Source organism: Jatrophihabitans sp., from assembly GCF_046262535.1.
Taxonomy (GTDB): domain Bacteria; phylum Actinomycetota; class Actinomycetes; order Mycobacteriales; family Jatrophihabitantaceae; genus Jatrophihabitans.
Genome location: NZ_JBHEMO010000068.1, coordinates 1 through 14,320, shown reverse-complemented (window position 1 = coordinate 14,320; position 14,320 = coordinate 1). Strand labels below are relative to the sequence as shown.

General features: G+C 70.6%; 15 protein-coding genes. 5 read left to right on the top strand and 10 right to left on the bottom strand.

Translation table 11 applies throughout. From position 1 onward, the window contains the following. Positions 1-166 precede the first annotated feature (166 nt). The gene (locus ABR571_RS09730) at positions 167-850 is read left to right on the top strand and encodes a hypothetical protein (RefSeq protein WP_409452995.1); all 684 of its coding nucleotides are present in this window, start codon (positions 167-169) and stop codon (positions 848-850) included. 40 nt (positions 851-890) lie between these two features. Here the strand turns inward: ABR571_RS09730 and ABR571_RS09725 are convergent, their stop codons facing one another. Next, entirely contained in the window at positions 891-1,661 is a 771-nt protein-coding gene (locus ABR571_RS09725) for an SGNH/GDSL hydrolase family protein (protein WP_409452994.1), read from the bottom strand. A gap of 68 nt (positions 1,662-1,729) precedes the next feature. On the opposite strand from ABR571_RS09725, the gene ABR571_RS09720 reads away from it, so the two are divergent. Further along, on the top strand, positions 1,730-2,542 hold the full coding sequence (locus ABR571_RS09720) for a pentapeptide repeat-containing protein (protein ID WP_409452993.1): 813 nt from the start codon (positions 1,730-1,732) through the stop codon (positions 2,540-2,542). A gap of 43 nt (positions 2,543-2,585) precedes the next feature. On the opposite strand, the gene ABR571_RS09715 is transcribed toward ABR571_RS09720, so the two are convergent. Together ABR571_RS09715 and ABR571_RS09710 are read right to left on the bottom strand one after the other, a co-directional pair. After that, a complete protein-coding gene (locus ABR571_RS09715) occupies positions 2,586-3,146 on the bottom strand; it encodes a DUF421 domain-containing protein (RefSeq protein ID WP_409452992.1) in 561 nt (186 codons plus the stop codon). A 13-nt stretch (positions 3,147-3,159) separates the two neighbouring features. Beyond that, the gene (locus ABR571_RS09710) at positions 3,160-3,687 is read right to left on the bottom strand and encodes a MarR family winged helix-turn-helix transcriptional regulator (protein WP_409452991.1); all 528 of its coding nucleotides are present in this window, start codon (positions 3,685-3,687) and stop codon (positions 3,160-3,162) included. Positions 3,688-3,722: 35 nt separating this feature from the next. Between ABR571_RS09710 and ABR571_RS09705 the strand changes: the two genes are divergently transcribed. Beyond that, positions 3,723-4,895, top strand: coding sequence for an acyl-CoA dehydrogenase family protein (locus tag ABR571_RS09705; protein WP_409452990.1), 1,173 nt, complete (start codon positions 3,723-3,725; stop codon positions 4,893-4,895). Positions 4,896-4,909: 14 nt separating this feature from the next. On the opposite strand, the gene ABR571_RS09700 is transcribed toward ABR571_RS09705, so the two are convergent. From ABR571_RS09700 to ABR571_RS09680, 5 genes are read right to left on the bottom strand one after another with little or no spacing between them, the layout of a single operon-like run. Then, positions 4,910-5,713 (bottom strand): adenylate/guanylate cyclase domain-containing protein, encoded by an 804-nt coding sequence (locus tag ABR571_RS09700; protein WP_409452989.1) that lies wholly within the window; start codon positions 5,711-5,713, stop codon positions 4,910-4,912. Positions 5,714-5,720: 7 nt separating this feature from the next. Beyond that, on the bottom strand, positions 5,721-6,515 hold the full coding sequence (locus tag ABR571_RS09695; RefSeq protein ID WP_409452988.1) for an SDR family oxidoreductase: 795 nt from the start codon (positions 6,513-6,515) through the stop codon (positions 5,721-5,723). Further along, positions 6,512-8,173, bottom strand: a complete 1,662-nt coding sequence (locus ABR571_RS09690) for an FAD-binding dehydrogenase (RefSeq protein WP_409452987.1) — start codon at positions 8,171-8,173, stop codon at positions 6,512-6,514. The genes ABR571_RS09695 and ABR571_RS09690 overlap by 4 nt, the downstream gene beginning before the upstream one ends. Positions 8,174-8,183: 10 nt before the next feature. After that, positions 8,184-9,425: an RNA polymerase sigma factor gene (locus tag ABR571_RS09685; RefSeq protein WP_409452986.1), complete on the bottom strand. Its 1,242-nt coding sequence runs from the start codon at positions 9,423-9,425 to the stop codon at positions 8,184-8,186. Between the two features lie 24 nt (positions 9,426-9,449). Continuing rightward, positions 9,450-9,800, bottom strand: coding sequence for a YciI family protein (locus ABR571_RS09680; RefSeq protein WP_409452985.1), 351 nt, complete (start codon positions 9,798-9,800; stop codon positions 9,450-9,452). 105 nt (positions 9,801-9,905) lie between these two features. Here ABR571_RS09680 and ABR571_RS09675 point away from each other — a divergent pair, with 105 nt between their 5' ends. After that, on the top strand, positions 9,906-10,667 hold the full coding sequence (locus tag ABR571_RS09675) for a DUF2127 domain-containing protein (RefSeq protein ID WP_409452984.1): 762 nt from the start codon (positions 9,906-9,908) through the stop codon (positions 10,665-10,667). Between the two features lie 7 nt (positions 10,668-10,674). Here the strand turns inward: ABR571_RS09675 and ABR571_RS09670 are convergent, their stop codons facing one another. Further along, positions 10,675-11,859, bottom strand: coding sequence for a serine hydrolase domain-containing protein (locus tag ABR571_RS09670; RefSeq protein WP_409452983.1), 1,185 nt, complete (start codon positions 11,857-11,859; stop codon positions 10,675-10,677). Between the two features lie 100 nt (positions 11,860-11,959). On the opposite strand from ABR571_RS09670, the gene ABR571_RS09665 reads away from it, so the two are divergent. Next, positions 11,960-13,144, top strand: a complete 1,185-nt coding sequence (locus ABR571_RS09665; RefSeq protein ID WP_409452982.1) for an alpha/beta fold hydrolase — start codon at positions 11,960-11,962, stop codon at positions 13,142-13,144. 123 nt (positions 13,145-13,267) lie between these two features. Here ABR571_RS09665 and meaB read toward each other — a convergent pair whose 3' ends face one another. Continuing rightward, on the bottom strand, positions 13,268-14,236 hold the full coding sequence (gene meaB / locus ABR571_RS09660; protein ID WP_409452981.1) for a methylmalonyl Co-A mutase-associated GTPase MeaB: 969 nt from the start codon (positions 14,234-14,236) through the stop codon (positions 13,268-13,270). Between the last annotated feature and the right edge of the window lie 84 nt (positions 14,237-14,320).

Here is a 14,320-nt window from a genome sequence, read left to right as displayed (position 1 = left end):
ACAGTACTGCCGATCGGGTCCGACCGGCGCGGCGAATCGCTCGCCGCCTGCGCTTCGACAACGGCGCCGACACGCTTATCGTTGAGACATCGCGCTGTTCAGAAGCACCTCGCCCGCACCCCGCCCCCGCGCCCGCCGGGTCGCTGCTGCGTGCCTGGCCGCCGCCGTGGCGCTGGGCGCACTCACCTGGTACCTGGGAAGCCGGCCGGACCGTTCCGCGCCGCCGGCCCACCAGGCCCTGCCGCCCCCCGTCCAGCTCACCCAGCCACGGGTGTCGGTTCCCCCTACGCGTCCCGGCCCGCCGCACGACTTGGTCGCCCCCGCTGCCCCGACCGCGTTCACACTCACCGGCCCCCGGTTCACCATCAAGGCCCACGTCTGCGCGATGACGAACATCCGGCCCTACGACCCACCGGGCGAACAGCACCACACCATCTGCTGGGTCCGAGGCGGCTTCGGCGTCGCTCCCAGCAGCGAACAACCGGCGACCAGCTATCTGTTCGGGCATTCCTGGGCGCCGGACGCCCAGGAGGTGCTCAACAAGGCATCCACGGTGGCGACGGCGGAACTGCTGCACGCGCACCCGGCGATGCGCAACGGTGTCCCGGTCTACCCGGTGCACGCCCTGGACGGGTACCGCCTCGTGCTGCGTACCCGGACCGGCACGCTGATCTATCGGGTCCGCGACGTCTACGGGGTGCGCAAGAACCAGCTGGGTTTCATCAGGTCGTGGCTTGATCCGACGCGGCCGGGCCGGGTCGTACTCACCACCTGCGCCGAACGAGGCGGCGTCGACTACGACTACAACGTCGTGATCGAGGCCTACCTCGCGGCCTCGGCCCGGGTCTAGGCGAACCGTCCTTCTACGGTTCGGCCCGCCCGCTGTCACCTCACGGCAGAACGTCGAGCTCCGGACGCTTGGGCAGCACGTCGTCACCACTGGACCGACCGCGCAGGTGACGCCCGACCCAGGGCAGGAAGTACGTCCGCGCCCACATCAGGTCGTCACGCCGGCTCGATTCGGCGGCGGCGATGCCGGTCCAGCCCTCGAAGGGATCCGGACCGGGCAGCCCGAGGACCCACGCGACCAGGCGGGCCACCCGCTCGTGCCCGTCGGCCGACAGGTGCAGCCGATCGTCGCTGAACGCCCGCCGGTCACGCAGCGGCGTCAACGACCACAGGTCGACGAGATCGCAGCCGTTGCGCCCGGCTATCGCGCGAAGGTGCTCGTTGTAGATCGCGATGCGTCCGCGCACCAGCCGCAACACCGGCGTCGTGCCCACGTCGAAACCGGTGAAGACGAGAACCCGCGCACCCGTGGACCGCAGCACCCGCACCGCCTGTTCGTAGCGGTCAGCGGTGGCGTCGACGTCGGCGCCGGCCCGCAGAAGGTCGTTGCCGCCGGCGGAGAAAGCAATGAGATCGGGCGCGGCCGCCACGGCGATGGGGACCTGTTCGTCCACGATCTGGCGCAGCAGGCGCCCGCGGATCGCGAGGTTGGCGTACCGAACGCCCTCGGGCTGCTGGGCCAACGTCGCGGCGAACCGGTCGGCCCACCCGGCCAGTGCGCCGTCGGGCAGTTCGTCGTTCAGGCCCTCGGTGAAGCTGTCCCCGATAGCCACGAACGAGCGGATCGAAGGTTCTTCAGCCACGCAACCCATGGTGCATATCGGACCGGCAGCTACGCCACCGTAGCCCGCTATCTTCGTAAGTCGTGTCGGACAGCCGCGTGGTTGAGCTTGCCGACCTGCGCGCCGACTGCACCAACTGCTTCGCGCTCTGCTGTGTCGCGCTGCGCTTCGACGCCTCGGCCGACTTCGCGTTCGACAAGCCGGCGGGCACCCCGTGTCGCCACCTCACCGGGGATCTCCGGTGCGGCGTGCACGCCGACTTGCGGGTATGTGGCTTCAGCGGCTGCGCGGTTTACGACTGCCAGGGCGCGGGCCAGAAGGTGTCGCAGGTCACCCTCCGCGGGCGGGACTGGCGCGCCGATCCCGAGACCGCGGCGGAACTGCTCGACGTCTACCCCGTCGTGCGCCAGCTGCACGAGATCCTGGCCCATCTCGTCGAGGCGCGACAGATCACGCAGGACCCCGGAGTTCGCACCGAGGTCGGAGATCTCCTCGCGCACGTCAACGGCCTCACCTACCTCGGAGCCGACGAGTTGCGGCTGGTGGACGTCCCCGCCGAGCGCACGCAGGCGGGCCAGTTGCTGGCCCGGGTCAGCGAGGCCGCCCGCCGGCCGCTCCCGTCGCGCTCACAGCGCAACGGCGACCTGGTCGGTGCCGACCTCCGGGAGGCTGATCTGCGTCGGGCCGACCTACGTGGCGCCTACCTGATCGCCGCCGACCTGCGAAGGGCCGACCTGCGCGGCGCCGACCTACTCGGTGCGGATCTGCGCGATGCCGACGTGCGGGGCGCCGACCTGACGGTCTGCCTGTTCGTGACCCAGGCGCAGCTGCACTCGGCCCGGGGCGATGCCGGCACCCGGCTGTCGCCGCAGCACCGCCGGCCCGCGCATTGGGTGGCGGGCGCACCCTGACCGTGACTGCGGGCCTTGACCGGGGTGCCTGGCGATCCCATCGTCATCCCTTGGCCGCGAGGGCGACCTCCAGCCGGTCCAGTTGAGCCTTCAGCGACGCCACGTCGGCCTTGGTGGCGCTCTGTTCGGACGGGCGCAGGGTGACCAGCAGTTGGCCGCTCGGCTCGAGTACGCCGCTCTCCACCTGCGCAAGCTCATCACCGTTCTGGATGCGAACTGCGTGCTCGAGCTCGGCGTCGCGCAGCCCCAGGCGGCGGGCCGGCCGTTCGAGCACCGCGCCGTCCTCGATCACGCGCGTCTCACTGCCGTCGAAGACCCGGGCGAAGAGCGGGCTGCGCAGCGCCAACCGGTTCAGCAGCGAGTTCACCGCCACGAGGGTCACCGCGCCGATCGCCCCGCCGGTCACGCTGAGGTCGTTGCCGATGATCGCGTTCTGCACGACGTTGGACAGCAGGAAGACCACGCCGATGTCGAGCGTGTTCAGCCCGGCCAGACTTCGTTTGCCGGTCAACCGGATCAACACCGCCACGACCGCGTAGATGAGGATCGTGCGCAACACCTTCTCGTCGAAGGGGATCTGCTCGGCGAACATCCGGTGCCACATGACGTGCTCCGATCTAGGTGGAGGGAACACCAGCGAAGTCCCCGGCGTCCACACGCAGGTTGCGCAGGATCCGGAACAGCTGATCCAGTTGGGTCAGCCCGAGTGCTGACATCCCGAACCGCGCGTCGTTGAACGCGATGGTCGCCTCGTCGGCGACCTTGCGTCCGTCGTCGGTGATCACCGCGAGCGTGCCGCGTCCGTCGCGGGGATTGGGCTCGCGGCGCACGAGCCCGGCGGCCTCCAACCGGTCGATCACATTGGTGACGGATGTGGCGTGGACCTGCAGCCGCTCACCGATCTTCGAAAGCGGGAGCGCGCCGTCGTGCGAGTGGACCAGCAGAACGAGGGCCTCGTAGCGGCTGAAGGTGATACCCAGCGGCCGGAGCATGCCGTCGAGTTCGCCGATCAGGATCTGGTGCGCGCGCATGATCGACGTGACCGCCCGCATGGCCGCGTAGACGTCGGGCTGCTCCTCCGGCCAGTGCGTCTGCCAGAGATCACCGGCGCGATCGATCGGGTCGAAGTCGAGCGACTGCGGCATAGGCGCAAGACTAGCCAGGCGTAGCGTTCCAGGGCATGAACGACGTTCTGGACCGCCTCGACCTGCTCGATCTCGACGACGATCTCGACCATGAGGACCGCCTGCTGCGCGACACGGTCCGCAAGTTCGCCGACGACCGGTTGCGCCCCAACATCCAGAAGTGGTTCGAGGACGGGACGTTGCCCGCCCGCGAACTCGCCCAGGAGTTCGGTGCCCTCGGCGTGCTCGGCATGCATCTGGACGGATACGGCTGCCAGGGCGCCAAGGCGTCGCAGTACGGGCTGGTCTGCGCCGAGGTCGAGAGCGTTGACTCCGGGCTGCGATCACTGGTCAGCGTGCAGGGCTCGCTCGCGATGTACTCGATCTACGCGTACGGCAGCGAGGAGCAGAAGCAAAGTTGGCTGCCGGGCATGGCCAAGGGGGAGCTGATCGGCTGCTTCGGGCTCACCGAGCCGGACTCCGGCTCCGACCCCGGTTCGATGCGTACCCGCGCCGTCCGCGACGGTGGCGACTGGATCCTGTCCGGCAACAAGATGTGGATCACGAACGGCTCGCTGTCCGACGTCGCCGTGGTCTGGGCGCGTACTGACGAAGGTGTGCGCGGGTTCCTCGTCGAGAAGGGAATGCCCGGTTTCACGACGCAGGACGTCCACCACAAGATCTCGTTGCGGGCGTCGGTCACGAGCGAACTCATCCTCGACGACGTGCGCGTGCCCGAGGCCAACCGGCTGCCCGAGGCTGCCGGTCTCAAGGCGCCCCTCGGCTGCCTGACCGAGGCGCGCTTCGGGATCATCTGGGGCGTGACCGGGGCGGCCCGCGATGCGCTGGCGGCCACGCTGGACTACGCCGGCACCCGCACCCAGTTCGGCCGGCCGATCGCCGGTTTCCAGCTCACGCAGAAGAAGCTGGCCGACATGGCGGTGTCCCTGCAGCACACCCAGCTCACCGCCCGCCGCCTCGGCGAGCTGAAGGACGCGGGGCGGATCTCGCCGCACCAGGTCAGCTTCGGCAAGTTCTCGAACGTCAGTGCGGCGCTGGCGATATGCCGTGAGGCCCGCTCGATCCTCGGCGGCAGCGGCATCACCACCGAGTACCCGGCCCTACGGCACGCGGTGAACCTCGAGACCGTCTACACGTACGAGGGGACGCACGAGGTGCACACTCTCGTGCTGGGCTCACAGCTGACCGGGCTCGACGCCTTCCGCTGAGCGCTCAGGATCGGTCATACCTGCGATCGGACCTGCCAGAGTGCGTGGACGCCGGTGAGCCCCTTCAGCTCGACCTCGCCGACGGGGGACAGCTCGAAACCGGCGGCGCCGTCGAGCGCCGCTCGCAGCTCGTCACTGACGAGGATCTCGCCCCCGCGCGCGTGCGCGGCGACCCGGGCGGCGAGGGCCACGTTGCGACCGAAGTAGTCGCCGTCGCGGGAGACGACCGGTCCGACGTGCAGCCCGATGCGCACCTTGACCGCCGTTCGCCGCAGTCGGCGCGGGGCTCTGTCCGTCAGCGCCTTCTGGACGTCGACCGCTGCGAGCACACCGGACCGTGGGTCGGGAAATACCACCATGAAACCGTCACCCTGGGACTTCACGACGTGGCCGTCCTGCTTGTCGACGCAGCCGCGCACGAGCTTCTCGTGGGCGCCCAGTACGCGGACCCACTCGTCGTCGCCGAGCCGCTCGTTCAGCGTCGTGGACTCCTCGATGTCGGAGAAGAAGACCGTGATCGTGCCGTCGGGCGCTGCGAGCCGGACGATCTCGGCCCGGTCCTCGGTGCCCCACCGGGTGAGGTCCTCCAGCGAACCGGCCAGGAACTCGCCGACCCCCTGGTCGCGCATGCGCACGGCGGTGCCGACGACGGCCTTCATCGCCCGGCCGGCGGCTGTCCGCGGCATCGGTCTCTTCGCGGTCTCCAGCTGCGTCTGCAGCTCGCCGGCGGTCCGCCGTGTCCGGATCAACAGGACGGAGAGCACGACGACCGCGGCCAGTTCGGCGGCAGCAATCAGTGCCAGCGCCACGGTCAGCATGGGCCGTTCAGCGCAGTCCGTGGCGGCGGGCCACCATCTTCTCGACCACGCCGCGCGGCACGATCCGCCGCAGCGCGAAGACGAACGGCGCGTTGCTGCCCACTGCGTACAGCGAGCGCGGATTGTCCGCGTCGATGGCGCTCAGGATCGTGGCGGCCACCGTCGCGGCCGAGATGCCGTTTCGTTCGTTCGCGTCCAGCGCGTCGATCATCGTGCGGTAGTCGGCGGTGTGCGGCGAGCCGTCGGCCAGGTAGTGCGTGCGGCGCTCGCCGATCCCCGTGTTGATCGAGCCGGGCTCCACCGTGGTGATCGCGACGCCGTAGGGTGACACCTCGCGGCGGCCGGCGGTCGCGAAGCCCTTGATCGCCGCCTTGGTTGCCACATAGGACGACCGGTAGGCCAGCGGGAAGCTCGCGAGCATCGAGCCCACCATGACGACCCGTCCGTACCCGCGCTCGCGCATTCCGGGCAGGACGAGCTGGGTCAGCCGCACGGCCCCGAACACGTTCGTCCGGAACAACCGCTCGACGGCGTCCATCGGAAGCTCTTCCAGTGGCCCGCTCTGGCTCTCGCCGGCGTTGTTGACGAGGATGTCGACGTCGCCGGCGGCGGCGGCGCATGCGACGATGCTCGCATCGTCGGTCAGGTCGAGTGGTAGGTACTCGACGCCGGCGATCTTCTCCTTGACCGACTCGGGGTTCCGGCTCGTCCCGTACACGCGGTAGCCGCGGCCGGCGAGCGCGGCGGCCACCGCTTCGCCGATGCCCGACGACGCGCCGGTGACGAGCGCCGTCCGCGTCACCGCAGCTCCCGCGCCAGCGCGCGGCCGGCGGCCCGGCCGGAGAAGATGCAGCCGCCCAGGAACGTGCCCTCCAGCGCGTTGTAGCCGTGCATGCCGCCGCCGCCGAATCCGGCGACCTCGCCGGCTGCGTACAGGCCGGGGAAGGCCGACCCGTCTGCCCGCATGACCTGCGAGTCCAGGTTGGTCTCCAGGCCGCCGAGCGTCTTGCGGGTCAGGATGTTGAGGCGGACGGCGATGAGCGGGCCGTGGGCGGGGTCGAGCAGGCGATGCGGCTTCACCACGCGCGTGAGCCGGTCACCGCGATACTGCCGCGCGTTGGCGACGGCCATCAGCTGCAGGTCCTTGCCGAACTTGTTGCCGACCTGGTTGTCGCGCGCGGTGACCTCGCGTTCGACCTGGTCGTAGTCGACCTCGACGCCGCGGGCGATCTTGTTCATCCCGTCGACCAGCTCACGCAGGTTGTCGGCGACGACGAAGTCGACGCCGTGCTGCTTGAACGCCTCGACCGGCCCGGGCGCGCCCCTCGCGAGCCGGGTGGCCAGCGTCAGCTTGAGGTCCTTGCCGGTCACGTCCGGGTTCTGTTCCGAGCCGGACAGGGCGAATTCCTTCTCGATGATCGTCTGGTTGAGGACGAACCAGGAGTAGTCGGCGCCGCCGGCCAGAATCGCCTTCATCGAGGCGTTGGTGTCGAAGCCGGGGAAGTTGGGCGGGGGAAGGCGGGTGCCGGTTGCGTCCAGCCACATCGACGACGGACCGGGGATGATGCGGATCGCGTGGTCGGGCCAGATCGGGTCCCAGTTGACGATGCCCTCGGTGTAGTGCCACATGCGGTCGCGGTTCACGATGTTGCCGCCGGCGTTCTCGGCGATCTCGAGCATGCGGCCGTCGACGTGCGCCGGGACGCCCGAGATCATCGTCTCCGGCGGCGGCCCGAAGCGGTCGACCGGCCAGTTCTTGCGGACGAGCTCGTGGTTGCCGCCGATTCCGCCAGAGGTCACGATCACCGCCTGCGACCGCAGCTCGAAGTCGCCGACGGCCGCCCGCGATGACGCCTTGCCGCGGTCGAGGTCCGTCGGCTCCAGCATCGCGCCGCGGACGCCGACCACCGCACCTTCGTCCACGATCAAGTCGTCGACGCGGTGCCGGAATTCGAAGCGGACCAGCCCGAGCTTCTCGGCCTCGAGCACCGGCTCGAGGAAGATGCGGACGACCTCGGGACCGGTCCCCCAGGTCAGGTGGAAGCGGGGCACGGAGTTGCCGTGCCCCGACGCCTCACCGGCCCCGCGCTCGGCCCAGCCGACGACCGGGGTGAAGCGCAGGCCGAGGCCGTGCAGGTATTCGCGTTTCTCGGTCGCCGCGAACCGCAGGTATGCCTCGGCCCACTGCCGCGGCCAGACGTCCTCACGCTCTCGGTCGAACCCGGCCGAGCCGAGCCAGTCGGCCCAAGCCAGCTCGTAGGAGTCCTTGATGCCCATCCGGCGCTGCTCGGGCGTGTCCACGAGGAACAGTCCGCCGAGTGACCAGAAGGCCTGGGCGCCGAGGTTGTTGCGGTTCTCCTGCTCGACCACCACGACGCGTCGCCCGGCCTGGGTGAGCTCGTAGGTGGCGACCAGCCCGGCCAGCCCGGCCCCGACGACGACAACCTCAGCCGTTTCCATACCGGGCAATCTATCCAGGCAGGGCCCCCACGCGCTCGAGCAGGAACTGCCGCTCCACCTCGTTGTCGGTGAGCAGGAGCGCCTCGTCATAGGCGACGCGGGCCTCGTCGTCGCGACCCAGGCGGTGCAGGAAGTCGGCGCGCGAAGCGGCCAGGTACGGGTATGCGGCCAGTTGCGGCTCGGCGGCCAGCGAGTCGAGTTCGGTCAGACCGGCCTGCGGGCCTCGGGCGAATCCGATGGCCACCGCGCGGTTCAGTGCGACGACCGGCGAGGGCCAGACCTCGATCAGCACGCCGTAGAGGGACACCACCTCGTCCCAATCGGTTGCCTCCCAGTTCGGCGCCTCGGCATGGACGGCGGCGATGGCGGCCTGTAGCGCGAAGCGGCCCGGCGGCCGACGGCGCAGCGCCTCGTGCACGAGCGCGATGCCTTCGGCGATCGCCGCGCGGTCCCACTGCGTCCGGTCCTGTTCGGAGAGCAGCAGGAGGCGGCCGGTTGCGTCCACTCGCGTCGCGCGGCGCGCATCGGTGAGCAGGATCAGCGCCAGCAACCCGGCGACGTCGGCGTCGTCGGGCCGCAGCTTGTGCAGGATCCGGGCCAGGTCGCGCGCCCGCTCGACGAGATCGCCGCGCCGGAGCCGGTCCCCGATCGGGGCCGTGTGACCGGTGGTGAAGACGAGGTGCACGACGCTGAGCACGGCATCCATGCGCGCCGGCAGCTCGGCGGCCGAGGGGACGCGGTACGGGATGCCCGCGGCGGCGATCTTCTTCTTGGCCCGGGTGATCCGGGCCGCCATGGTCGGCTCGCTGACCAGGAAGGAGTGCGCGACCTCGGCGGTGGTCAGGCCACACAACAGGCGCAGCGTGAGCGCGATGCGGGCGTCGGGGGCCAACGCCGGGTGGCAGCAGGTGCAGATGAGCCGTAGCCGGTCGTCGGGGATCTCACCGTCGTCGTCGAAGCACGGCTCGTCGACGACGTCGTCCTCCACCACCATCGGCATCAGCCGCTTCCAGGTGGAGTCGCGGCGCATCACGTCCAGCGCCCGGTTGCGCGCGGCCGTGGTGAGCCAGGCCGCGGGCTTGGCCGGGATCCCCCGTTCGGCCCAGGTCCGTAGGGCCTGGGCGTACGCGTCCTGCACGCACTCCTCGGCCAGATCGATGTCGCGTGTCAGCCGCACCGTCGCGGCGAGGACGTAGCCCCACTCGCGACGGTGCGCCTCGGCGACCGCGGCCGCAACGGCGGAGGTGGTCAACGCCGGTTCGTCGATCGCCGGCCGTCACTCATTGAAAACCATGATCGGGCGGATTTCGAGCCCGCCTTCGAACACCGGGACCTGCTTGGCCAGCTCGATGGCAGCGTCGAGGTCGGGCGCCTCGACCACGTAGTAACCGCCGAGCGCTTCCTTCGTCTCGACGAAGGGCCCGTCGGTGATCGTGAAGCCGTCGGCGCCGTCGGGGCGCAGCGTCGTCGCCGTCGTGACCGACTGCAGGGCGTTGCCGCCGACGATGGCGTCGGCGTTCTTGGTGCCGAACTGCTGGTGGCCGTCCATCATCTTGACGTTCTCGTCGGCGGTCAGCCTCTCGTACGCCGCTTCGTTGTCGTAGATCAGGATCAGGTACTGCGACATGGCTGCTCCTCGTGCCGGAACCCGCGGATCGGGTCTTCATCATGACGACGAGCGGTCCGGAGGGGAATCGACAGCTCCCGGCGGTTACTGGCACGCTGCACGGTCATGGACTGGAACCTGCGGACGTGCGCCCGCAAGGACCATGTCACCTACGCCGTCACCGAGCCGCAGTTCGAGGCCAAGCTGCATGCCGAGACGCCGCTGGGCGATGCCTGGCGGTGTCTGCGTTGCGGCACCTACGTCCTCGGACCGCCGCACGGCTCCGGTCCCGCTGACGACGCACCGGTACTCCTGCGCGGGAAGGCGCTGCGCAGCGCCTTCATCCTGCGGGCGCTCGCGATCGAACGCTGGGTCCGCGGCCTGATCCTGCTCTTGCTCGCCGCGGCGGTGTTCAAGCTGAAGAGCACCCAGGTGAGCATCAAGGAACTCGTCGACCGCGACCTCACCGCCCTTCGCCCGTTCTTCCGGCAGATCCACTTCAACGTCTCCGACTCGGCCACGGTCAACTCGATCGAGAAGGTGCTGCACGCGAAGTCGTCCACCCTGAACCTCATCGCCTTCGGCATCCTCGTCTACGGCCTGCTCCAGATCGCCGAAGGAATCGGCCTGTGGTCACTCAAGCGATGGGGCGAGTACGTCGCCGTTGTCGGCACGACGCTCTTCATTCCGCTCGAGATCTACGAACTCACCGACAAGGTGAGCTGGCTGAAGATCGCGGTGCTCGTCATCAACGTCGCGGCGGTGCTGTACCTGCTGCTGTCGAAGCGGTTGTTCGGCCTGCGCGGCGGGCACGCGGCCTACGAGGAGTCACTGCGCGAGGTGTCGCTGCTCGAGGTGGAGGAGTCCTCCGAGGCCGCGGCCCGTTGAGCCCGACTCACCCCAGGCAGCCGTAGACGGCGGTTCGCACCGCCACCTCGCGCGGGTCGTTGCTGAGCCGGATACCGAGGCGATTGGGCGCGTAGGCGTAGCCGACCTTGGCGTCGGGGTCGGCGAAGCCGAACGACCCGCCCAGCCCGGGCGTGCCGAAGCTGCGACCGCCCGGTGAGCCGAACCAGTGCTCGGGTACGGGCCGGCTGAAGCCGAGCGCGTAGGCCCGTCGAGCGCGCAGCAGGAGGTCGGTGCGCACGCGCGTCGTCACCGGCGCGGCCAGCTCGGCCAGTGTCACGTCGTCGATCGGCAGCTTCGGCGCGCCGATGGCCGCGGCGCCGTACAGCGCGGCGATCGAGCGGGGCGTCCCCACCCCGTTGGACGACGGCAGCTCCGGCGCGAGCACGTGGCGCTGGGTGAACCGCTCGGCCCGCGCCAGCGCGGGGTTGGTCAGCGAGCGCGACGTCGGGCTGCGCTTGTCGGCGAGCTGCCGCGCGAGCGGCCATGGCACTCCGGTTAGCTGACGCAGCGCGGCCCGTGGGGTGAGCCGGCCCAGCACGGCGACCGAGTCGAGGTCGACGTCATCGGGCAATCCGATATAGAGCGACAGGCCGAACGGCTCGACGAACTCCTCGGCCAGGATGCGCCCGATGGTGCGGTGCTGCGGATCGATCCGGCGCACCAGTTCGTTCTGGTACAGCCCGAGGCTGATCGCGTGGTAGCCGTTGCTCTCGCCGGCCGCCCAGGCCGGGCGCTGGGCAGCCAGCACCTTCGCCAGCGCGTCGAGGTCCATCAGGTCCTTCGACCGCAACGGCTGGTCGATCACGGCGAGACCGGCCTCGTGCGCCATCAGCTGCCGCACGGTGATCGCATCCTTGCCTTCGGCGGCGAACTCCGGCCAGTAGTGCGCCACGGTCTCGTCCCAGTCGAGCAGGCCCTTCGAACGCAGCGAGGCGACGACCAGCGCCGAGATGCCCTTGGTCGTCGAGAAGACCGGCACCATCGTGTCGCGCTCCCACGGCAGCCGGCGGGCCGAGTCGCGCACGCCGCCCCACAGGTCGACCACCGGTCGACCGTCGCGGTGAACGGCGAGCGCGGCGCCGACGTCTCCGCGGCTCGCGAAGTTGCGGCGGAACTCGTCCGCGACGCGGCCGAAACCCTCGTCCACGCCGCCGCCGATGTGTGCCCGCATGCGTCCTCCCGGAGGTCGTCGCCGCCGATGTGTCCGACGTTACCCAGCAGTAGCATGTCCCGCCGGGACGGGGTCCGTCACCTTCGGTGAAGATGGTCTTGTGCCGGACAACGATCTGTTGCCCCTCCTGCGCGAGCGGCTGCTGGGGATGTACTCCCCCTTGCTCGCCGACACCACGGCCAGCCTGTTGTTCACGGCCGGCGGAATGGCGAACTGGACGGTCGACATCGACGACGGCCGGGCGAGTGCGCGACGGGGCGGCCCGGCCCGGCCGACGACCACCGTCCGGGCCACGGTCCCGGTGCTGACCGAGGTCGTGGCCGGCGCTCGGTCGGGTGTGCAGGCGTTCCTGGACGGGGCACTCACCGTGCGCGGCAATCTGGCGCTCGCGCTGCAGCTCGACGGGCTGTTCCCCGGCGAGGCGGCCGACGACAGCCGCACGCAGACCCGCACCGTCCGCGCCGGGGGGCTCGAGACGTTCTACCTCGAGTCCGGGCCGGTCGATGGCCCACCGGTCGTTCTCGTCCACGGCCTCGGCGCGACCAACGCGTCGATGCTGCCGCTCATCCCGGCGCTGTCGAAGGACTACCGCGTCCTCGCCCCGGACCTGCCGGGCCACGGCGGGACGGAAGCGACCAACTCGCCGCACGCGGCGCGCTTCCTGGGTGACTGGCTGTTGGCCTTCCTGCGCGAGACCTGCGACCGGCCGGCCGTGCTCGTGGGAAACAGCCTGGGCGGTCGCACCTGCCTCGAAGCGGCGCTCAATTCGCCGTACGAGGTGCGCGGCCTGGTCCTGCTCTGCCCCGCAGTGGCGTTCCGCCGGCTTCGCCAGCTGGTGCCCTTCGTCCGGCTCGTGCCCGACGAGATCGCGGCGCTGCCGGTGCGTGTGCCGCGCCGGATGGCGATGCGCGGATTGCGGGGGCTGTTCGCCGACCCGGACCGGATGCCGCAGGCGTGGCTCGAGGCGGCGATCGACGAGTTCGTCCGGGTCGTGACGATCCGGCCGAACCGGCTGGCGATCTTCTCCGCGCTGCGCAACATCTACCTGGATGAGCCGTTCGGCGAGAGCGGTTTCTGGGACCGGCTGCCGTCGCTGACGCCGCCGGCGTTGTTCATCTGGGGCGCCGACGACGCCCTGGTGCCGGCCGGCTTCGCCCGCTTCGTCGACGAGGCGCTGCCGGCGGGAAAGTCTGTGGTCCTGCCCGACTGCGGCCACGTCCCCCAGTTCGAGCACCCGGAGCGGACCGCGGAGCTGACGCGGGACTTCCTCGCCACTCTGGACTGAGCAGGCACGCGATGAGCGCTCGCGCGAAGAGCCCGCCGTCGCGCGAGCGTCAGCGAGCTTGCGTGCGGAGCGACGACGAACCCGAGCGGAGCGAGCGGTTCCGAGGAGATCCGCCTCGGCGGATCAAAGGCGGGCGACCAGCTCGTCGGCGGCGGTGTACGGATCGGTGTCCCCGTCGACGACCCGAGCCGCCGCCGCGTCGAGTGCCGCCGAACCGTGCACGCCGCCGAGCCGCAGCTTCACCGTGCCGAGCGCGATCGCCTCGATCTCGGCCGCGGCGCGGACCCGCCGCCGCCGGGCCAGCTCACCGTGCTCGTCCATCCACGACCGGTGCTTGTCGAGGGCGGCGATGACGTCGTCCACGCCCTCGGCGCGGGCCGCGACCGTCTTCACGATCGGCGGCCGCCACGCCCCCGCCGTCGAGTGCCGCCCGCCGAGCGACTGCATGTAGCGCAAGTCCCGCACCACCTGATCGGCGCCGTCACGGTCGGCCTTGTTGACCACGAAGATGTCGGCGATCTCGATGATCCCGGCCTTGGCCGCCTGGATCCCGTCCCCGAAGCCCGGCGCCACGACGAGCAAGGTCGTGTCGGCGAGTGACGCGATCTCGACCTCGGCCTGCCCGACGCCCACCGTCTCGACGAGGACGATGTCGCAGCCGGCGGCATCGAGCACCCGCAGCGCCTGCGGCACGGCGGCCGACAGCCCGCCCAGCTGACCGCGCGAGGCCATCGAGCGGATGAACACACCCGGGTCGGTCGCGTGGTCCTGCATCCGCACGCGGTCGCCGAGCAGCGCCCCGCCGGAGAACGGCGAGGACGGATCGACGGCCAACACCCCGACCCGCTTGCCCGCCGCGCGCAACGAAGTGACGAGTGCGTTGGTCGAGGTCGACTTGCCGACGCCGGGCGAGCCCGTCAGCCCGACCACCTGCGCCTGGCCGCCGTACGGCGCGAGCGCCGCGGCGACCTCGCGCAGCACCGGCGAGTCGTTCTCGACCAGCGAGATCAACCGGGCGACGGCCCGCGGCTCGGCCTCGACCGTGCGCCGAACGAGATCGGCGACGTCGGTACCGCGCCGCGAGACGGCCACCCGCTAGGAGGCAGCGGTTGCGGCGCTGGACCCCTGGTCGCCTGCGGCGACATGCAGGACCAGCGCATCGCCCTGGCCGCCGCC

What these genes read in the sequence shown, in the direction of transcription:
- ABR571_RS09725 (WP_409452994.1), bottom strand. Translation starts at nt 1,661, where the DNA reads ATGGGTTGCGTGGCTGAAGAACCTTCGATCCGCTCGTTCGTGGCTATC.
- ABR571_RS09715 (WP_409452992.1), bottom strand. Translation starts at nt 3,146, where the DNA reads ATGTGGCACCGGATGTTCGCCGAGCAGATCCCCTTCGACGAGAAGGTG.
- ABR571_RS09710 (WP_409452991.1), bottom strand. Translation starts at nt 3,687, where the DNA reads ATGCCGCAGTCGCTCGACTTCGACCCGATCGATCGCGCCGGTGATCTC.
- ABR571_RS09705 (WP_409452990.1), top strand. Translation starts at nt 3,723, where the DNA reads ATGAACGACGTTCTGGACCGCCTCGACCTGCTCGATCTCGACGACGAT.
- ABR571_RS09700 (WP_409452989.1), bottom strand. Translation starts at nt 5,713, where the DNA reads ATGCTGACCGTGGCGCTGGCACTGATTGCTGCCGCCGAACTGGCCGCG.
- ABR571_RS09690 (WP_409452987.1), bottom strand. Translation starts at nt 8,173, where the DNA reads ATGGAAACGGCTGAGGTTGTCGTCGTCGGGGCCGGGCTGGCCGGGCTG.
- ABR571_RS09680 (WP_409452985.1), bottom strand. Translation starts at nt 9,800, where the DNA reads ATGTCGCAGTACCTGATCCTGATCTACGACAACGAAGCGGCGTACGAG.
- ABR571_RS09675 (WP_409452984.1), top strand. Translation starts at nt 9,906, where the DNA reads ATGGACTGGAACCTGCGGACGTGCGCCCGCAAGGACCATGTCACCTAC.
- ABR571_RS09670 (WP_409452983.1), bottom strand. Translation starts at nt 11,859, where the DNA reads ATGCGGGCACACATCGGCGGCGGCGTGGACGAGGGTTTCGGCCGCGTC.